The organism is Frigoribacterium sp. CFBP 13729 (assembly GCF_014841875.1).
GTDB lineage: Bacteria > Actinomycetota > Actinomycetes > Actinomycetales > Microbacteriaceae > Frigoribacterium.
This window is the reverse complement of record NZ_JACYUR010000001.1, coordinates 68564-89315: the sequence shown is the minus strand read 5'-3', so window position 1 is coordinate 89315 and position 20752 is coordinate 68564. Positions and strand designations below refer to the sequence as shown.

The 20752-nt window shown below is 74.1% G+C and carries 11 protein-coding genes; 9 read left to right on the top strand and 2 right to left on the bottom strand.

Annotated elements, in window-relative coordinates:
- Positions 1-47: 47 nt before the first annotated feature.
- Entirely contained in the window at positions 48-3467 is a 3420-nt protein-coding gene (locus IFT77_RS00355; protein ID WP_371740845.1) for a TM0106 family RecB-like putative nuclease, read from the bottom strand.
- Positions 3468-3669: 202 nt separating this feature from the next.
- Positions 3670-4536 carry an AraC family transcriptional regulator gene (locus tag IFT77_RS00350; protein WP_123545404.1) on the bottom strand — a complete coding sequence of 289 codons (867 nt, stop codon included), beginning with the start codon at positions 4534-4536 and terminating at the stop codon, positions 3670-3672.
- Positions 4537-4628: 92 nt separating this feature from the next.
- On the opposite strand from IFT77_RS00350, the gene IFT77_RS00345 reads away from it, so the two are divergent.
- From IFT77_RS00345 to IFT77_RS00305, 9 genes are all read left to right on the top strand, one after another.
- Positions 4629-8090, top strand: a complete 3462-nt coding sequence (locus IFT77_RS00345; protein ID WP_192168969.1) for a DUF5107 domain-containing protein — start codon at positions 4629-4631, stop codon at positions 8088-8090.
- Between the two features lie 9 nt (positions 8091-8099).
- On the top strand, positions 8100-9113 hold the full coding sequence (locus tag IFT77_RS00340) for a substrate-binding domain-containing protein (RefSeq protein ID WP_197980372.1): 1014 nt from the start codon (positions 8100-8102) through the stop codon (positions 9111-9113).
- Between the two features lie 81 nt (positions 9114-9194).
- A complete protein-coding gene (locus IFT77_RS00335) occupies positions 9195-10739 on the top strand; it encodes a sugar ABC transporter ATP-binding protein (RefSeq protein ID WP_192168968.1) in 1545 nt (514 codons plus the stop codon).
- Positions 10740-10753: 14 nt separating this feature from the next.
- The gene (locus tag IFT77_RS00330) at positions 10754-11803 is read left to right on the top strand and encodes an ABC transporter permease (protein ID WP_192041510.1); all 1050 of its coding nucleotides are present in this window, start codon (positions 10754-10756) and stop codon (positions 11801-11803) included.
- 3 nt (positions 11804-11806) lie between these two features.
- Positions 11807-12982, top strand: a complete 1176-nt coding sequence (locus IFT77_RS00325; RefSeq protein ID WP_197980371.1) for a zinc-binding dehydrogenase — start codon at positions 11807-11809, stop codon at positions 12980-12982.
- Entirely contained in the window at positions 12979-13950 is a 972-nt protein-coding gene (locus IFT77_RS00320) for a DUF4380 domain-containing protein (RefSeq protein WP_192168967.1), read from the top strand. The genes IFT77_RS00325 and IFT77_RS00320 overlap by 4 nt, the downstream gene beginning before the upstream one ends.
- A 196-nt stretch (positions 13951-14146) precedes the next feature.
- Positions 14147-15796, top strand: a complete 1650-nt coding sequence (locus IFT77_RS00315; protein WP_192168966.1) for a DUF3375 family protein — start codon at positions 14147-14149, stop codon at positions 15794-15796.
- Complete coding sequence (locus IFT77_RS00310) at positions 15793-16677, top strand: DUF4194 domain-containing protein (protein ID WP_192168965.1); 885 nt, start codon at positions 15793-15795, stop codon at positions 16675-16677. The genes IFT77_RS00315 and IFT77_RS00310 overlap by 4 nt, the downstream gene beginning before the upstream one ends.
- Entirely contained in the window at positions 16674-20357 is a 3684-nt protein-coding gene (locus IFT77_RS00305) for an ATP-binding protein (protein WP_192168964.1), read from the top strand. The genes IFT77_RS00310 and IFT77_RS00305 overlap by 4 nt, the downstream gene beginning before the upstream one ends.
- The last annotated feature ends 395 nt before the right edge of the window (positions 20358-20752 follow it).

The window sequence follows — 20752 nt, the reverse complement described above, 5'->3', positions numbered from 1 at the left end:
GTCGACTGACCCGGTAGCTGGTCCGGCTAGCCCGGCTGGCCGCCCGGCTAGCTGTGCGCGCCGCCCTCGACGAGCTCGATGAACCGCGACAGCAGCCCGAGACCGGCGATCGAGGTCGGCATCGACGACGCCAGCGCCGGCGAGTGCACGAGCCACGCCGCCCACTTCGCGCGCGAGATCGCCACGTTGAGCCGGTTCGGCATCAGCAGGAAGTCGAGACCGCGGGGGATGTCGGCTGCCGAGGCCGCGGCGAGCGAGACGATCGCGACGACGGCCTCCCGGCCCTGGAACAGGTCGACCGTCCCCACGGTCGTGCCGGCGTAGCCCGCGCGGTCGAGCAGCTCTCGGATCACCGCACCCTGCGCGTTGTAGGGCGCGACGACGATCACGTCGTCGTCGGTCAGCGAGCGGCTGCCGTGCTCGTCGGTCCAGCGGCGACCGACGACGTCGCGCACGAGCTCGACGACCCGCTCGGCCTCGTCGACCGACGACGTCGTGTCGCCCGCGTGCACGACCGGCGCGACGTGCAGCCCCGGCTCGACGCCCTGGAGCAGCCGGGACGGAGCGCGGGACTCGAGCTGCCCCGCGTACGAGAGCCGTGACACCGGCGCCGTCACCGCGGGGTGCATCCGGTACGTGCGCGACAGGAAGTACCCGAGCTCGGCAGGCAGCACGTCGTGTCCGTCGGCCACCCAGCCGAGCGCCGACGTGTCGACCGGCTCGGGATGCGAACCCTGGCTGACCTGGGGCAGCTGCTGCGGGTCGCCGAGCAGCAGGAGGCGCAGGGCCGCCACCGAGGAGGCGATGGTCGGGGCCAGCGAGAACTGCCCGGCCTCGTCGACCACGAGCAGGTCGAGCGACCGGCGGGCGATCGTGTCGCCGTTGGCGAAGGTCCACGCCGTGCCGCCGACGACGCCGCCGGTCTCGCCGGCCCCGGCGAGGAAGCCGGCCACCGCGGCGCCGTCCTTGACCGGGGTCCAGGCCGCCGCCTCCAGCGTCTCGGCGTCGGTGCCCTTCTTGGGCACCTTGACGACGCGCGACGGGTCGACGCCCTTGGCGACGACCGCGTCGAGGAAGTTCTCGACGACCGCGTGCGACTGCCCGACGACGCCGACGCGCCAGCCGTGCTCGCTCACGAGGCGGGCGACGACGGTCGAGCCCACGTAGGTCTTGCCCGTGCCGGGAGGGCCCTGCACGGCGAGGTACGAGCGGTCGAGCCCGAGCAGCGTCCGGGTCACGGCCGCCACGGTGTCGTCGCCGACGACGGGCGCGACTCCCCCGCGCGGCGGGACCCGGCGCAGCAGGTCGAGCGCCGGGTCCGGTCGCATCGCCGGCAGCTCGTCGAGCAGGGCGCGGCCCCACTCCGAGATGGCCTCGGGCTGCGGGGCCGCCCGCGGCGGTGCGGCGGGCGTCAGCGCGAGCGGGAACTGGTGGTGCGGCTCTCCGCCGCTCGCCAGCGACTCCTTGACGAGCAGGGCGACGCTGTCTCCGTCCGCGTCGACGTCGAGCACCGTCGCGCGGGCGGTCGCCCCGCGGAGGCCGGGCCCGGCCGCCCGGACGGTGGGCGGCAGCGGGGCGTCGTAGACGAGGTGCGGCGACGGACCGCCCGCGCTGAGACGGCTGCCCGGCCCGAGCGAGCCGACGAGGCGCAGGTCGCGCGAGAGGGTGCGGGCCCGCGGCAGCTTCTCCCAGTCGCGGACCACCTCGGCACGCTCGACGACGAACACGTCACGGGTGTCGCCCCACTCGTCGACCGGGCCGCGCAGGCGGTCGAAGTGCTCTTGCCAGAACGTCTTGGCCTCGCGCCGGTGGTAGTCGATCGCCGCCGCCGCGAGCGCGAGCGCCGTCTGGTCGGCGTCGCGGTCGAGCGGGTCGACGTCGGCCAGCAGGGCGGTGAGCTCGACGTAGACGGGGTCGGGCTCGGCCTTGACGCGCTCGTCGTCGACGAGCGGCAGCAGGTCGTCCGAGGCGTCGACGTCGGTGGTCGCGGCGAAGCCGAGCAGCCAGTCGCGCAGCCGCAGGGTCGAGCGGCAGTCGTACTCGTTGTAGTCGGCGACCTGGTCGAGCCGGGCCTGACCCGAGGGGTCGCCGGCGCGGAGGGCAGTGATCGCCTCTACGTACGCCGTGATGCTGTCGGCGGCGTTCACGACCCCAGCGTCGTCGCGCAGGTCGGCGCCCATGTAGAGGGGCTCGAGCTTCTTGATCGAGTAGCTGCGCGAGCCGACGAGCAGCGCCTTGCGGACGATCGGGTAGAGGTCGACGAGCACGCCGTCGCGCAGGAGGTCGTCGATCTCCTCCTCGCCGACGCCGTGGCGGGCGGCCAGCGACAGCAGGTGGGTCCGCTCGTAGGAGGCGTAGTGGTAGACGTGCATGCCCGGGTGGGCCGCCCGCCGCTCGCGCAGGTAAGCGAGGAACGCGACGAGCGCACGTCGCTCTTCTCGGAGGTCGTGCGCCCAGAACGCGGTGAACCGCGCCTCCTGGTCGACGAGGCCGAAGAGGTAGTCGAGGCCCCACACGCTGCTGTCGCCCTCGGTGTAGAGCGGGTCGCCCTCGAAGTCGAAGAAGACGTCGCCGGGGTCGGGCGCAGGGATCGCGGCGAGCGCCCCGGCGTCGACGAGACGCACCTCGGGTCGGCCGTGCTCGCTCGCCAGCTGCAGCTGCGCCTGCCCCCGGAGGCGCGCGAGGGCCGCGCCGCCCACGCCCGGCACGCCGCCGGTGCTGACCGCCAGCTCGTCGATGCTGTGCACGCCGGCGTCGTTCAGCCGGGAGCGCTGCGTGAGCGTCAGCCCGGCGACCAGCACGAGGTCGCGGTGCCGCTCGACCTGCGCGGAGCACTGCGAGCAACGGCCGCACGCGGTGACGCCCGGGGCGCCCCAGGCCAGGGGCTCGGTCGCGCGCACCCGCTCGGCGACCACGGCCCGGAGCTGCGCCTGCTGGGCCCGGAACACGGGCGAGACGTCGGCCAGGTCGTGGGTCGACCGCGACCCGTCGCCGAGCACGAGGTGCACCTGCGCGCCCACCCGGATGCCGAGCGCCTCGATCTGCTCGGCGTAGGCGGCGAGCTGCAGCAGCGCGGGGATCTTCGCGTGCCGGGCCAGCTTGGTGTCGTACACCTCGTACTCGCCGGCGTCGTTCCGCACCAGGAAGTCGCTGAACCCGATGAACGACCCGTCGAAGAACGTCGCCTGGTAGAGCACGTCGGCCCCGGCCCGCATCGCGTCGGCCGCCGCCCGCGCCGCCGCGGGGTACTCGTCGCGGGACGGCCGCTCGAACTCGACGACGTCGTGGGTCGCCCGCAACTGCGCGAGGAACCGCACCTCGTGGTCGTCGCCGAGCCGTGCCGTGCGATCGAGCATGGCGTCGACCTCGTCGACCACCGCGTCGATCCGCCCGAGCTTCGCGTCGAGCCGGCGCAGGAACGCCCATTCGCACGCGGCCCAGGTCGTGAGGTCGGTGGGGCTCGTCACCACGGTGTCGTCGGCGATGTAGATGGGGGCCTCCTCGTGCAGGTCCGGCCGGGCGACGAGCGTCGCGGGGCGTGCTCGACACCGTAGCGGCCGCCGCCGACACGACCCGGCAGCAGGCTCGGCAGCAGGCTCGGCAGCAGGCCGGGCGGCAGGTCGGGCGGGACGCCGGTCCGCCCGCCCGTCGGCAGCCCGACCCGGTGCCTCAGCCCTTGCGCTGGGCCCGGTACGCGACGGGCGTGAGCCCGTGCACGGCCCGGAACTGCCGCGAGAAGTAGAAGGGGTCGACATAGCCCACGCGGTCGGCCACGAGCCCGACGGGCAGGTCGGTCGTGTCGAGCAGCTCCCGTGCACGCGCCATGCGGAGCTGCGTCTGGTAGCGGAGCGGCGTCGACCCCGTCTCCTGCTTGAAGCGGGCGGCGAAGTGCGAGGGGCTGAGCCGGGCCAGCGCGGCGAGCTCGTCGACGGAGACGCGTTCCGTCACGTGCTGCCGCAGGTACTCCTGGGCCTGCTCCACGGCGGACTCGCGGGGGCTGCCGACGCGACGCTCCGAGCAGAGCAGCGCCATGAGGTGCCAGGCGGCGCCGGAGGCGGCGAGCACGCTGGCGAACGTCTGGTCCCGTTCCATCGCCTGCACCACCTCCTCGATGAGCGCGACCACGCGGTAGACGTCCGACAGCTGCCGCACGGGAGCCGACGACGAGAGGCCCGCCACCCGGAGGAACTCCGCGAGGTCGCGACCGTCGAGGTGCAGCCACCACAACGTCCAGGGCGACGCGTCGCCCGAGCCGTACTCGTGCGGCGCGTCCGGCGGGACCACCACGACCTGGCCGGCGGCCACCTCGTGACGGATGCCGTCGACGACGCACCAGCCGGCGCCGCGGACGCAGACGAGCACGACGCTCTGCGGCACCCCCTCCGGCCGGGCCATCCCGTGCGCCCTAGCCTCGGGGAAGTACCCGGCGTCGGTCACGACGAGGTGCGACGTGCCGGGCCGTGCCAGGGCCGCCCGGACGCGGGGGCGAGGCATGACGAGCAGGCGCTGCCCGGGGAAGCCGTCCTCGATGGTCATCCCGCCATCATGGATGCGAATCGTGGTTTCGTCCAGGCATGCCGCAGGATCGGGCGTTCCGGAGGCGTCGCCCGCCTCCGTACGCTGGCCTCATGCTCACCGCCGAGTCGAGGTTGACTCTTCCCCCCGTGCCCGCTGACCAGGCCTCGGCAGGCGTCGCCGCCTGGTCGGAGCCCCTCGTCGTCGACACGTACCTGCCGGGCGAGCCCGACCGGTACCCGGCCTTCCTCGACTCCCGCGTCTACCAAGGATCGTCCGGGCGGGTCTTCCCGCTGCCGTTCCACGAGAGCATCGAGCCCGAGAAGCAGCCGCATGCCTGGGACGCGGTCCACCTCGAGAACCCGTGGCTGCGCCTCGTGATCCTGCCCCAGCTGGGCGGGCGGATCCACGTCACCTACGACAAGACCGCCGACTACGACATCTTCTACCGGAACAACGTCGTCAAGCCCGCCCTCGTGGGCCTGGCCGGTCCGTGGATCTCCGGCGGCGTCGAGTTCAACTGGCCCCAGCACCACCGCCCCGCGACGTTCCTGCCGACCGACGTGTCGATCGAGCGCGAGGCCGACGGGGCCGTCACCGTCTGGTGCTCCGACCACGACCCGTTCGCCCGCATGAAGGGCATGCACGGCATCCGCCTCCGGCCCGACTCCTCGCTGATCGAGGCCCGCGTGCGGTTGTTCAACCGCAGCGACGAGACGCAGACGTTCCTCTGGTGGGCGAACGTCGCCGCCGCCGTGGGCGACGACTACCAGTCGTTCTTCCCCACCGACGTCCGTCACGTCGCCGACCACGCCAAGCGCGCCGTCGTCGACTTCCCCCGGGTCGCCGGCGAGTACTACGGCGTCGACTACCCCGCCCGCGTCGACGCCGACCGCCCCGACGCCGACCGCCTCGACTGGTACCGCAACATCCCCGTGCCGACCTCGTACATGGTCACCGCGACCGACGACGACTTCTTCGGCGGCTACGACCACGGCCGCCGTGCCGGCTTCGTGCACTGGGCCGACCGGGCGATCTCCCCCGGCAAGAAGCAGTGGACCTGGGGCGACGCGCCCTTCGGCTGGGCCTGGGACGACAACCTCACCGACTCCGACGGCCCCTACGTCGAGCTGATGGCCGGCGTCTACACCGACAACCAGCCCGACTTCTCGTTCCTCGCCCCGGGCGAGACCAAGACCTTCAGCCAGTTCTGGTACCCGATCACGGAGATCGGACCCGCGCACCAGGCCACGCGGGACGCCGCGATGCGCGTCGACCTCGTCGGCGCCGGCAGCAGCGACGGCGCCCCCGTGCTCCGCGTCGGGCTCGCTGTGACGCACGTCCACGACGAGGTCGACGTCGTCGTCCTGTCTCGCGACGGCTCGGTGCTCGACCGGCACCGCGCCTCCGTCGCCCCGGGCCTGCCCGCCGTGCTCGACCGCCCCCTGCCCGCCGGCACGATGCTCGACGAGCTCGTCGTCGAGGCCCGCGCCGACGGGCGCCTCCTCGTGGCTGTCGACGGCCGCGACGTCCTCGCGCAGCTCGACGCAGAGGCGCGAGCGGCCGACGCGAGCGACGCAGACGGAACGGACGAGACGGACGCCGCCCCGGCCGCCGCCGTCGCCCCGCCCGCGCCCGCCGACGTCGCGACCGTCGACGAGCTGTTCCTCGTCGGCCAGTACCTGCAGCAGTACCGGCACGCGACGCGCTCGCCCGAGCCGTACTGGCGCGAGGCCCTCCGCCGCGACCCCGGCGACGTGCGCGTGAACGTCGCCCTGGCGACGCGGCTGCACGACGCGGCCCGCTACGACGAGGCCCTCGCCCTGCTCCGCACCGCGGTCGCGCGGCAGCTCGCCTGGGCGCCCAACCCGGCCGACGGCGAGCCCCTCTACCGTCTCGGCCTGACCCTGACACGGCTCGGCCGCACCGCAGAGGCGAAGGAGGCGCTGGCCAAGTCCGCCTGGAACGCGGCCTGGGCGGCCCCCGCGTCGCTGGCCCGGGCCCGGCTGCTCGGACGCTCCGACCCGGCCGCGGCCGAGCCGCTGCTCCGCGACGTGCTGCGACGCGACGCCGACAACCTGCAGGCACGTGACCTCCTCGCCCTCGTCCTCCGCGCGCTCGACCGGCGCGACGAGGCCGACGCGCTCCTCGACGAGACGCTGGCGCTCGACCCGCTCGACCAGTGGGCGCGACACCTGGCGGGCCGCGTGCTCTCGGACGACGCTCCCACCCTGCTCGACGTGGCGCTCGAGTACGGCTCCGCCGGCTGGCTCGACGAGGCCCTCTCGGTGCTCGACCTCGCCCAGGCGCAGCTCCCCCGGACCGCGCAGGGGCAGGTGAACGTCGGTCCCCTGCTCGGCTACCACCGCGCCTCCCTGCTGGCCCGTGCCGGCCGCACGGACGAGGCCCGTCGTGCGCTCGTCGCGCTGCGCGCGGTCGACGCGACCCGCTGCCTCCCCTCCCGGCTCGACGACGTCGCCGTCCTCGTCGAGGCCGTGCAGGTCGTCCCCACGGACGGCCTCGCCTGGTCGCTGCTGGGCAGCTGGCTCTACGCCCACGGCCGTGGGACCGACGCCGCCGACGCCTGGCGTCGGGCGCTCCTGGGCGACGTCGACGACGCACAGGCTGCGGTCGCCGAGCGCAACCTCGGCATCGCCGCCTACAACGTCGAGCACGACCCCGAGCTGGCCGCGACGCACTTCGAGGCCGCCCGGCGCCGTCGTCCCGACGACTCCCGGCTGCTGTTCGAGGCCGACCAGCTCGCCGAGCGCCGCGGCACAGCCCCGGCCGACCGCCTCCGTGCCCTCGAGCTGCGTCCCGACCTCGTCGACGAGCGGGACGACCTCAGCGTGGTCCGGGCCCGGCTGCTCACCCTCGTCGGCCGGCACCACGACGCGATCTCCGCAGTGGCGGCACGTCGGTTCCAGCCCTGGGAGGGCGGCGAGGGCCAGGTGCTCGGCGTCTGGGAGGCAGCCCAGCTGGCGGCCGCCGGCGAGGCACTCGCGGCGGGTGACGCCGCAGAGGCTCGTGCCCGGGTCGAGTCCGCGCTCGAGCCCCCGGCGAGCCTGGGCGAGGCACGTCATCCCCTCCAGACGACGGCGGGGCTGCACCTCGCCCTCGGCGACTCCCTGTCCGCTCTCGGCGACGACGAGGGGGCTCGCGCCGCCTGGCAGCAGGCCGCGGCCGCCACCGGCGACTTCGCCGGCATGGCGACCCAGGCCTTCACCGAGCGGAGCGCCGCCGCCGTCACCGCGCTGACCCGCCTCGGCGCGGACGGCGAGGCTCGTGCGCTGCTCGCCCGGTTCGACGCCTTCGTCGACGAGCTCGCCGGGACCCCGGCCGAGGTCGACTACTTCGCGACCTCGCTGCCGACGATGCTGCTGTTCCAGGACGACCCGCAGGACGTGCGCGACGCCGAGGTGCAGCGGCTCCGCGACGTGGTCGGCGACCTGCGGACCGACCTCGGGACCGACCTGCCGCGTCGCTCCTCCCCTGTCTCCCCCGCTTCCCCCGTCTCCACACCCGACCCGACCGCCCCCGCGATCACGACCGGCGACGACGCCGGTCGCCCCTAGGAAGGAACCATGACCATGACGACACGCACCAGGACGCGACGCCGCGTCCTCTCCGCGGCCGCGCTGCTCGCGGCCGCCGCCGCCCTCGCCGGCTGCTCGATCCCGACCGCCGACGGCGGCGAGGGCGGGGCCGAGCGGATCGGCGCCCTCTACCTCGACTCGCAGGGCTTCTACGGAGGCGTGAAGAAGGGCGTGCAGGACGCGGCCGACGCCGACTCCAAGAACGTCGACTTCCTCGAGTCGACCTCGGCGGGCGACGTCTCGAAGGAGAGCTCGTTCATGAACACGCTGACCTCCTCCGGCGTCAGCGCCATCATCATGTCGGCCGTCTCGACAGACGGCAGCGTCCCCGCGGTGCGCCAGGCGAGCGAGGCCGGCATCCCGGTGATCTGCTACAACACCTGCGTCAGCGACGACGCCGTCGACCAGTACGTGACGGCCTGGGTGCTCGGCGACCCGCTGAAGTTCGGCGGCGACCTCGGGAAGCAGGCCGCGGCCTACTTCACCGAGGCCGGCATCACGGCACCCAAGATGGGCGTCATCAACTGCGAGCAGTACGAGGTCTGCCAGCAGCGCTACAAGGGCTTCTCCGAAGCCCTGACCGCCGCGCTGCCCGGCACGGTCTTCGTCGCCAACCAGGAGGGCGCCGAGGTCGACACGGCCGTCTCGACCGCCGAGCAGATGCTCAGCGCGAACCCCGACCTCGACGGGCTCTACGGCGAGGCAGGAGGCGCGACCGTGGGTGCGTACAAGGCGGTCCAGACCCGCGGCCTCACCGGCCAGGTCGCCGTCTTCGGCTCGGACATGACGAGCGACATCGCGGCTGAGCTGGCCGACGGCTCCGTGCTCAAGGCGGTCGTCGACATCAGCGGCATCGAGGCCGGCAAGCTCGCCTTCGCCGCCGCCCAGGACGCGATCGACGGCAAGACGCCCGACGAGAAGGTCGTCGCCGCGCCGATCGACCTGTACCTGCCGGCGGATGCCGCAGGCTGGTCCGAGACCCACCCCGACGGCCTCCCCTGATCGGCAGGAGGAGCACGGCGACCCGTCGGGCTCCTCCTCGTCCGCTCCCCCTCTCCACCACCCGATCCACGGAGGATCCCCTTGTCAGAGTCGACAGCCGCCACCCCGGCCGTGCCGCTCGATCCCGAGCGCGACCGCGGCGCGCCCATCGCCGAGGCCCGAGGCGTCAGCCAGGTCTACCCCGGCGTCACCGCCCTCGACGGGGTCGACTTCGCCGTCCACGCCGGCGAGGTCCGCGCCCTGCTCGGCCAGAACGGCGCCGGCAAGTCCACGCTGATCCGCCTGCTCAGCGGCGTCGAGACCCCGACGACCGGCGAGGTGCTGCTCGGCGGTCAGCCGCTCGGCGACGGCGGGGTGACCGCCGCCTCCGCCGCCGGGGTCGCCACCTGCTACCAGGAGCTCAGCCTCGTCCCCGGCGTGACGGTCGCCGAGAACCTCGCCATGGGCCGCTGGCCCCGCGGCCGGTTCGGCATCGACACGCGCGCCATGGTCGAGCGGGCCCGCGCCACGTTCGCGCGCCTGGGCGCCGACATCGACGTACACGCCGAGGTGGCCGGGCTGACGCTCGCCCAGCAGCAGATCGTCGAGATCGGGCGGGCACTGCAGGACGACCCGCGCCTCCTCATCCTCGACGAGCCCACCAGCGCCCTGGCGGCCGCCGAGGTCGACCTCGTGCTCGACACCGTCAAGCGGCTCGCCGCGCAGGGCGTCGCCGTGCTCTACGTGAGCCACCGGATGGACGAGATCCGGCAGATCGCCGACACCGCGACGGTGATGCGCAACGGGAAGGTCGTCGAGACCGTCTCGATAGCGGGCAGCGACACCGCCCACATCATCGAGCTGATGATCGGCGCCGACCCCGAGGAGCGCGCCGTCGCCACCCGCCCGGTGACCTCCGGAGAGGTGCTGCTCAGCGTGACCGACCTCGACGTGGCGCCGAAGCTCCGCGGCGTCAGCTTCGAGGGCCGTGCCGGCGAGGTGCTCGGCATCGCCGGGCTGCTCGGCTCGGGCCGCACCGAGCTGCTGCAGGCCATCGCCGGGTTCCGCCCGGCCGCGGCCGGCACGATCGCGATCGCCGGCTCCGTCGTCGACCGGCCCACCGCCTCCCGCATGCTCGCGCTCGGCGTCGGCATGACCCCGGAGGACCGCAAGGGCCGCGGCGTCGTGCCCGGTCTCGGCATCGACGAGAACATCGTCATGAGCGACTTCGCGAAGGTCAGCCGAGGAGGCGCGCTGTCGGCCGGCTCGATCGCCACCGCCACGAGGGCCCTCGCCGAGAAGCTCAACATCAAGGCGCACGACCTGTCGCGCCCGATCAGCACCCTCAGCGGCGGCAACCAGCAGAAGGCCGTGATCGCCCGCTGGCTGCACGCCGACAGCCGTGTGCTGCTGCTCGACGAGCCCACCCGCGGCGTCGACGTCGAGGCGAAGGCGCAGATCTACGAGATCATGCGCGCCGTCGCCGACACCGGCAAGCTCGTCGTCTTCGTCTCGAGCGAGATCGAAGAGCTGCCGCTCGCCTGCGACCGCGTCCTCGTGCTCCGCGACGGCGGGCTCCGCGAGGAGTTCCGCGCCCCCGACATCTCCCTGCCCGTGCTGCTCCAGGCCTCCATGGTCTCGAGCTAGAGAAGGACGACCCGATGACCACCACGCTCGACCCCACGACCGCCCCGGCCCCGGGACGAGGAGGCGCGCCCCGCGACTCCGCCCTCGGCCGCGTCCGCGACGCGTTCCGCCGCAACACCACCCTCGTCAACATCGTCGGCCTGCTGGTCGCGATCGTGCTGCTGTACCTCTACCTCATGTTCAACGCGGTCGGCTTCTTCACGATCGCGAACCAGAGCGGCCTGCTCCGCGACGCCGCCCTGATCGGCATCGCCGCCACCGGCATGACCCTCGTGATCATCGCCGGCGAGATCGACGTGAGCACCGGCCCCGCCGTCGCCCTGTCGTCGGTGATCGTGGCCGTCGCGATGACGCAGTGGGGCCTGCCGGCCCTGCTCGCCATCCTCATCACCCTCGTGGTCGGGGCCGGCTGGGGCGCTCTCGCCGGCGTGCTGCGCGCCCGGTTCCTCGTGCCGTCGTTCATCGCGACGCTCGGGCTCTGGAGCGTGCTGCGCGGCCTCGGCCAGTTCGGCACCGACGCCCTGCCCGTTCCGCTGCCGCTCGACGAGCCGGTGATGCCGTTCCTCACCGGCACGATCGTCGGCGTGCCGACCCCGGCGGTCATCATGATCGTCGCGTTCCTGGTCTTCGCGTTCGTCGCCCGCAAGACCGCCTTCGGCCGCTCGGTCTTCGCCATCGGCGGCAACGCCGCGGCAGCACGCCTGGCCGGCATCAAGGTCGCCCGGGTGCGCGTCATCCTGTTCGCGATCATGGGCATGCTCGGCGCGCTCAGCGGCGTCCTGCTCGCCGCCCGCCTCGGCTCCGGCAACGCCGGCGCGGCGAACGGCCTCGAGTTCGACGTGATCGCCGCGGTCGTCATCGGCGGCACGGCCATGTCGGGCGGGCGCGGCAGCCTCGTCGGCACGTTCCTCGGCGTGATCTTCATCACCCTGATCGGCAACGGGCTCGTGCTGCTCGGCGTCGACTCGTTCCTCCAGAGCGTCGTGCGCGGTGTCATCATCGTGCTCGCCGTCCTCCTCAACGTCACCCTGTCCCGCAAGCGCGGGTCGATCGAAGAGAGCTAGGCCATGACCACCACCGCACCCTCCCCCGCCGGCGCGACGGGCACCTCTTCGTCGCTGCCCGACACCATGCAGGGCGTGTTCCTGCCCGGCGACCGCACCGCCGAGCTGCGCACCCGCGACGTGCCGACGCCCGGCCCCGGCCAGGTGCTCGTGCAGGTCGGCGCCAGCGGCATCTGCGGCAGCGACATCGGCTTCATCTACGGCGGCTACAAGACCCACAAGGGCCTCGACGGCGCGCCGGCATACAAGGGCGTCGTCGCCGGGCACGAGCCCTCGGGGCGCATCGTCTCGGCGGGGCCGGGCGTGACCCGCTTCGGCGTCGGCGACGACGTGATCGTCTACCACATCCAGGGCTGCGGCCGGTGCCGCAACTGCCGCTCCGGCTACTTCATCAGCTGCACCGACCAGCCGCACAAGGCCTCGTACGGCTGGCAGCGCGACGGGGGCCACGCCGAGTACGTGCTCGTCGACGAGTCGACCTGCGTGCCGCTTCCCGACGGCCTCTCGTACGTCGACGGCGCCCTGATCGCGTGCGGCTTCGGCACCGCGTACGAAGGCCTCCGCCGCACGGGCGTGCACGGCGGCGAGGACCTGCTCGTCGTGGGCCTCGGGCCCGTCGGCCTGGCGGCCGCCATGCTCGGCCGGATGCTCGGCGCCCGTCGCGTGATCGGCGTCGAGCGCTCACCCGAGCGCATCGAGTTCGTCCGCGCCACGGGCCTCGTCGACGACGTCGTGCTCGCCGACGCCGACGCCGTGTCGGCCGTGCTGGCCCTCACCGACGGAGTCGGCTGCCAGGTCGCCGTCGACTGCTCGGGCAGCACGCCGGGCCGGTCGACCGCGGTGGAGGCGGCGGCCGAGTGGGGCCGCGTCGGCCTGCTGGGCGAGGGCGGCCGGCTCGAGACCGAGGTCTCGGACACGCTGCTGCACAAGCAGCTCACCCTCACTGCCTCGTGGGTGACGTCGCTGCAGGGCATGGAGGACGTCGCGCGGATGATCGCCGAGGGCGGCCTCAGCCCCGAGATCGTGGTGTCGCACCGCCTCCCGCTGGGCGACGCCGACGAGGCGTACCGGATCGCGGCCGCTGGGGCGACCGGCAAGGTCGTGCTCGTGCCGGACGGCGCTCCCGTGCGCGAGGAGCCCGCGTCGCGGACGACGACCGTCGGGCACGCCGCCTCGTGACGGTCGTCGTCGAGCGGACCGGGCGGGCCGACCTGCCCCTCCTCCGTGTCACGACCGACGAGCTGGTCCTGGCCTTCGCGCCGACCCGAGGCGGGCGGCTCCTGTCGCTCGTCGCGGGCGGCCGTGAGCTGCTCTGGCAGAACCCCGAGCTCGTCGGCGCGGACCTCGTGCCGCTCGTGCCGGTGGCCGACTGGCCCGCGAGCGACGGCGGCATGGACACCTGGGCGAACCTCGGCGGCTCCAAGACCTGGCCGGCGCCGCAGGGGTGGTCGGGGCCGGACGAGTGGGCAGGCCCGCCCGATCCCGTCCTCGACTCGGGTCCGTGGACGGCAGAGTGGGAGGCGGACGACGCCGAGGCGACCGTGACGCTCACCAGCGGCGACGACCCGCGGACCGGGCTCCGCGTCGTCCGCGAGTTCCGCCTCCTCGACGGCACGTCGTCGTTCACCGAACGGGTCACCTTCACGAACACCTCGGGGACGAGCCGGCGCTGGGCGATCTGGGAGGTGTGCCAGGTCGACACCGGCGGGCCCGACGGGCCCGACGGCCGAGCCGCCCGCGACGCCGTCGTCGTCGTCCCCCACGTCAACGAGGCCGTCGAGCTCGACCTCGGCACGTACGAGGGCGAGCTGCACAGCACGCGCCGCGGCCGCGACGTGGCCCTGCCGCTCGGCACCGGCGTCGCGAAGCGAGGCTACCCGGACGCGTCCGGGTCGGTCGAGCTGCACGGCCCCGACGGGCTCGAGATCGGCCTCGCGACGGCGCCGGACGGGGCGGGCACGTGGCCCGACGGAGGCTCGAAGGTCGAGGTCTGGCTGCAGCGGCCCACCGCCGCCCCGATCGAGTCGCTGGAGGGCCTGCACCCCTCCGCCCACCTCGTCGAGCTCGAGGTGCTCGGACCGCTGACGACCCTGGCTCCGGGTGCGACGGCGACCCTCGACGTCGAGTGGAGCACCGCGCGGCTCTGATCTCGTCCGGTCGGCGGGTTCCCGTGCCGTGCGGCGGGTCGCCGTGCAGTGCGGCGGGTCACCGTGCCCGGCGGCGGGTGGGCGCCCGCCCGCCGGCGACGACGGGGACCCGCCGAGGCAGGGCCCGCCGCCCGCGCACGGTATCGTCGTCCGTCGACATCGAGCACGGTCGGCACGGCTCAGGAGGGGACGAACGGTGGACGAGACAGCAGCCCCCGCCCCCGAGGCGGCAGCTCCCGGAGGCCCCCTCACCCGCGACGACGTGCGCGACGTGTGGGAGGCGGACCCGACCTGGGCGCTCCTCCGCAGCACGAACAGCCGGTGGGTCGTCCCCCTCTTCTCCGAGCACCTCGAGCAGGCCGAGGGCCCGGTCTCGGCCGACTGGTTCCACCAGCGCGTCGCCGACGCCCTCGAGCAGAACAGCACCGAGCAGAACAGCACCGAGCAGCCGGCCCACGACCAGCACCCCGCCGAGGAGGCGCCGCCCGCGCCCGCCCCGGACGGCCCCGCACCCGAGACGCGCGCCACCCCGGCGGACTACTGCCGCAGCTGGGTCGACGCCCGGTGGCTCGTCCGCACCCGCGCCTCCTCGGCGGACACGGCCCGTGCCGAGTACCGGCTCTCGCCGCACGCGCTCCGGGCGCTGCGGATCGTGCGCGAGCTCGTCGAGGCGGACAACGCCGTCAGCGAGGCGCGCCTCGGCAGCATCGCGAACGCCGTCAGGCAGCTGGCCGGGCTCGCCGACCCGAGCGTCGAGTCGCAGCTCGGCCGGATCGACGCGCAGCTCGCCGACCTTCAGCGTCGGCGCGACCGGATCGAGCAGCACGGCACCGAGCCGGTCCCCCTCGACGCGCTGAGCCGTCAGCTGCACGAGGTCGTCCGGCTGACGGCGTCCCTGCCCGCCGACTTCCGTCAGCTGAGCGCGATGGTCGAGCAGCGGCACCGCGAGGTCGCCCGCCGTGCCGCGAGCGAGGACCTCGGCAAGGGTGCGCTCGTCGACCAGTACCTCCGCGAGAACGACCTGCTCGAGCAGACGCCCGAGGGGCGGGCCTACCGCGGCTTCGCCCAGATGCTGTCGTCGAGCGAGATCGACCAGATGCGTGCCGACATCGAGACGGTCCTCGCCCAGCCGGACGCCGCCTCCCAGATCGGCGAGCGCCAGCGCGCCCAGCTCGAGCAGCTCATCTCGTCGCTGCTCGCCGAGGAGCAGGCCGTGCAGGAGACGTACGGCCGCTGGACGTCGTCGCTCCGCCGGTTCCTCAGCCGCTCGGGCGCCGACCGGCACCAGCGGCTGCTCGCCCTCGCCGACCGTGCCCTCGACGCGGGTGCCGCCTGGGCCGAGCAGCGGCCGGGAGCCGCCGTGCTGCCCGCCGACGTGCTCGGCCTCGGCCCCCTCGACGCCGTCGACCTCACCCAGCTGCAGCTCTGGAGCGAGCGCGGCCGGCCCACCGTCGACGTGCAGGTCACCGAGGGCGACCTCGCCCTGCCCGAGGCCGACCGCGTCGCGCTGCGCCTCACCGCCGGCACGAGCCCCGCCGCCGTCGCGGGCACGCTCGACCGCCTCCTCGGCGAGCGTGCCGAGGTGTCGAGCACCGACGTGTGGCTCGCCACCGAGCCCGAGTTCCGCCGCCTCGGCCTCGTGCTGAGCATGCTCGACCTCGCCGTCGACCGGGGCGTCGTCACCGACGACCGCGAGTCCGTCGTGCTCACCGCCGACGAGGGAGGCACGGGCCGCGAGGTCGTGCTGCCGCGCCTCGTCTTCACGGCGACGTCCTCCGCTGAGTTGACAGGCGCCGCCTCCGCCGACGATGCTTCCCCGCTGCACCTCCAGGGAGACCCCTCATGACCGATGCCCCCGTCGACACGACGCCCGAGGTCGAGGACGCCGCACCGGACGCCGGCACCGACGATGCCGCCGATGCCGCCGACGTCCTCGCCGCCCCCGGCACGCTCCCCCTCGCCGGCCGTCGCGCGCTCGTCACCCTGCTGACCCACCGCTTCGTCTCGCGGGCGAGGCAGAAGGAGGCGTGGGCCGGCCTCCTGGCACACGAGGCCGACATCCGCGCCCGCCTGTCCGAGCTGTTCCTCGACCTCGAGGTCGACCACCGCCACGAGGTCGCGTTCAAGCGCCAGTCGGGCGGCGACGACGCCCCCGTGCTGCTGCGCCGCGAGAAGCCGCTGTCGCGCGACGCGTCGTTCCTGCTCGTGTTCCTGCGGCGCGAGCACGCGTACACCGACGGCGACGACGAGGCCGTCGTCGTCTCCCGCGACCAGGTCGCCGAGTTCCTCGGGCGCTTCCACGACGACACGGGCCGCGACGAGGTGCGGGCCGACCGCCGCGTCGACGCCGCGATCGCCGCGATGGTGTCCCGCGACCTGCTCGAGCCCGAGCCCGACGACCCGCAGCTCTTCACCGTCTCGCCCGCGATCGTCCCCCTGGTCAGGCCCGAGCAGCTGGCGCACCTCGAGCAGGTGTACCTCGACGCCGCAGGAGGCGCGGGTCCCGACGTCGAGGTCGGTCCCGACCTCGAGGCCGGTCTCGACCTCGACGAGGCCGAACCGGACGCCGACCTCGATGCTGACTCCGAGACCGGCAGCGGCCTCGACGTCGGTGCGGAGCTCGACGAGCCCGACGCCGACGAGCACGCCCCCGACCCCACGGCGGTCGCGCTCGACCTCGACCTCCCGCTCGACCTCCCCCGCGACACGGAAGCAGACCCGGCATGACCCCCGCCTCCCCCGCCGACGCGACCGCCGCCTCCTCGGCTGCCCCGGCCGGCCCGGCCACCCCGGCCGCCGCAGTCGGCACACCAGCGCCCAGCCCCGCTGTCACGGCCGGGACGACCGGGACCAGCGGCTCGACACCCGAGACCCCCGCGCTCGACGTCGACGTCGCCCCCGACGACGCTCCCGACCTCGGCATGTTCCACTCGGGCCAGTACCGCATCGAGCTCGTGCAGCTGCTCAACTGGGGCAGCTACGCCGGCCTGCACCGCATGCCCGTCGGGCGCGGCGGCATCGCGATCCTCGGCCCGACCGGGCGGGGCAAGTCGACCGTGCTCGACGCGATGAGCGCCGTCATCATGCCGAACCCGCAGGAGTTCAACCGGGCTGCCCGGGACGACTCCCGCCAGCGCTCCGAGCGCACCGTCTACAGCTACGCCCGCGGCAAGACCGACGAGGTGCGCGACGCCGCCTCCGACCAGACGACGACGCGGTTCCTCCGCCCGCTCGGCGAGGCCTTCGCGAGCGGCTCGGCCATCACCTGGAGCACCGAGCTCGGCGAGACCCTCACCGCCGTCCGCCTCGCCTGGATCGGCCCCGAGACGTCCAGCCAGGACGAGGTCACCCAGTCGACCGTCTACCTGCTCGTCCGCGGCCGCTTCGACCTCAGCCGCCTCACTGAGGCCCGCCGCGACCCCACCAGCACCTCCCCGCTGACGAAGAGCTCGCTCAGCCGCCTCGTCGACCCTGCGCACGACCTCGTGACCTACTCGCAGCCCGAGCTGCGCGTCCGGCTCTGCGGCGTGCTCGGCATCGGCGGGAGCGACGAGTCGCAGCTCAAGGCGCTGACGCTGCTGCGTCGTGCCCAGGCGTCGAAGGGCGTCTTCTCGATCGACGAGCTCTTCACGCAGTTCGTGCTGACGCAGCCCAAGGCCCTGAGCCGCTGGGAGACGACGCTCGTGACCTACCGCGAGGCCTCGCAGCTCTACGACGTCTTCGAGACGACCCGCAAGAAGCTCGAGGTGCTCGAGCCCGTGCCCGCCCTCGCCGAGCAGTGGCAGGCCGCGGGCGACGACGCGACGGCGAAGCGCCGGCTGCTGGCCGAGGGCGACGAGCCCGGCGCCGAGCCGAGCCGTCTGCGCGTCTGGCTGGCCGGCAAGGTCGGCGACTGGGTGGGCGGCGAGGTCGACCGCGTCCAGCTCGCGAAGCGCGAGGCGACCGAGACGAGGAGGCGCGCGGCCGACGACGAGGAGGTCGCGCTCCGTGCCCGTGAGCAGGCCCTCGCACAGATCGCCGATCTCGGCGGCGACCCGTCGCACTCCCTCCGCGAGCAGGTGCGCTGGGCCGAGGACGCGCTCGCCCGCGTCGAGGCGCAGCACCGGCGCTTCGCCGCGCCGCTCGAGGGCGTCGGCGAGGCCGTGCCGACCTCGGCCGACGAGCTCGAGACCCTGCGCGGTCGCGCCTCGTCGCTCGCCGCCGAGGAGAAGACCGCCCGCCGCGAGCACGACGAGCTGCGCGGCGAGCTCGCCGCCCGCATCGCCGAGACGCGTCGTGCCGTGGGCGAGCGCCAGCGCCAGAAGGAGTCCTTCGAGCGCCGCCGCAGCAACGTCCCCGACGAGGCCGTCGAGCGCCGCCGTCGCATCGCGGACGGCACGGGCGTGCCCGTCTCGCGCTTGCCCTACGCGGGCGAGCTGATGGAGGTCGCCCCCGAGCACCGCGACTGGAGCACCGCGGTCGAGCGGGTCCTCGGCGAGCTGGCCACGCACCTCCTCGTCGACTCGGACGACTTCGCGGCCGTCCGCCGCTTCGTCGACGCCGAGGACATGCGCGGCCGCGTCACCCTCGTGCCCGCGACCCCGGGCTTCACGCCGCGTCTCGCGCCGATCGCCCGCACGGTGCCGTCGATGCTCGTGCTCGACGAGGCGAGCCCGTTCCGCGGCTGGCTGCACGACGAGCTCGTCGCCGAGCGCAGCGTCCTCTGCGTCGAGGGTGCCGACGACCTCGACGTTCCGCTGCCCGACGGCGCGCGCGGGGCCGTGACCCGGGCAGGCCTCCGTACCGGAGGCGGTCGTCGCGTCACGAAGGACGACCGTCGGATCCGCTCCTGGATCGGCCTCGACAACGCCGCCCGCGTCGCCGAGCTGGGCGACGAGATCGACGAGCTGACCCGCTCCCTCGACGCCGCCCGTGCCGAGTGGGACGCGGCCGAGACCGTCGCCGGTGCCCGACGCCGCGTGGTCGAGACGATCGAGCGCGCCGTCGAGACGAGCTGGTCGGACGTCGACGCCGGCCCGGCTCGCGCCCGCCTCGACGACCTGGGCGGCCAGCTCGAGCGGGTCGCCCTCGAGCGTCCCGAGGTCGCGACGCTGCAGGCCGCCGCGGCCGAGCACGACGAGGCCAGGCTCGAGGCGGTCCGCCGCGGGGCCGAGGTGCAGCAGGTGCTCGACCAGCTCGAGCAGACGCACGCGACCCTGGTCGACATCGAGGACGCGTTCAGCGACGCCCTGCACGGCGCCGACCCGCTCGACGACCACGAGCGAGCGCTGCTCAGCACGCTTCCCTTCACCGCGCCGCGCGAGGCGGCCGACGTCGAGCGGTCGCGCCGTGACGCCGCCGCCCAGCTCCGGTCGCAGATCGACGCGCACGACCGCGAGCGGGGCCAGCACGAGCTGACCCTCGAGCTCGTCTTCGCGCGCTACCTCGAGCTCGACCGCAACGCCGGGATCGACGCGACGATCGACAGCCTGCCCGCCGTGCTCGCGATCCACCGCGGGCTCGTCGACGACGACCTGCCGCACGCCAAGGAGAGCTGGCTCGAGAAGGCCGGCAGCGACATGGGCGACAGCCTCCGTGCACTGCTCGTGCAGATCGAGGAGGACGGCCACGTCATCCGGCGCGGCGTCCGCCCCATCTCGGAGGCGCTGCGGGCGATCGAGTTCCGCGAGGGGTCGACGCTCGACATCGAGCCGCGTCCCGTGTCGAACAGCGACCTGGCCGACTTCCGGCGGACCCTGCGCGAGCACCTGGGCGACGGGCGCGGGTCGGCGAATGCGCCGGACGCGGGCGGAGGTTCAGGCCCAGGCGGCGCGGGCGCAGGCGCAGGAGGCGCGGCGACGACGGGTGCAGCCGTCCCGTCTCGGGAACCGGCCGAGGTCGAGCGTCGGTTCCTCCGCCTCCGGCGCGACCTCGCCCACCTCGAGGAGCGCTCGAAGGTCGGCGACGCGTGGCGCCGTCGGGTGCTCGACGCGCGGGAGCACTTCCAGTTCCGGGCGATCGAGACGCGGGCCGACGGCACCCAGATCGTGCACGAGGGCGTGGCCGGCAAGTCGGGCGGCGAGGGCCAGGAGCTGATCGCGTTCGTGCTCGGCGCCGCCCTGCGGTTCCGGCTCGGCGACGGCACCGACCGGGTGCCGACCTACGCGCCGATCGTGCTCGACGAGGGCTTCGTCAAGGCCGACACGGAATACACCGGCCGCGCCCTGTCGGCCCTGCGCTCGCTCGGGTTCCAGCTCGTCGTGGGAGCCCCGCGCGACAAGGTCGCCGCCTTCGAGCAGCACGTCGAGAGCGTGGCCTACATCTCGAGCGACCCGACCCGCCCCGAGCTCTCGCGCATCTGGCCGCTCACGATCCGCGAGGCGATGGAGGTCGAGCGCCACGGCCTCGACCCTGCCCTGCTCGGCTAGCCCCGCGCCGCTTCCCCGACCCGCCTCCGACCGCCGGTTCCGCTCTCCCGCGCCCATCCTGCCGCCGAGTGGTCGACAACGGTGCCTTCGTCGAGCTCGAGGGACGGTTGTTGACCTCTCGACCCCGCCTGCTCATGACCGTCAGCCCCGCCAGTACCCTCTGGACCTTTCTGCTCCAAACCCCACGTCGGCGACTTCCCGTCGCCCACGGCGGGTTGGCGTGCACACGCTCAAGCGATGGAACCGTCTTGAGCTCTCACGAATGTCGCGGTACGCCACCCGCGACGCGGTAAAAGTGAAGCGCCACGTCCTGGGTCCTGCCCTGCCCTCTTCAGCGAGCATTCGTATGCAGGCCCGCCTGTCCGCCACGGCCCCGTGTATGTGCCATGCTGAAC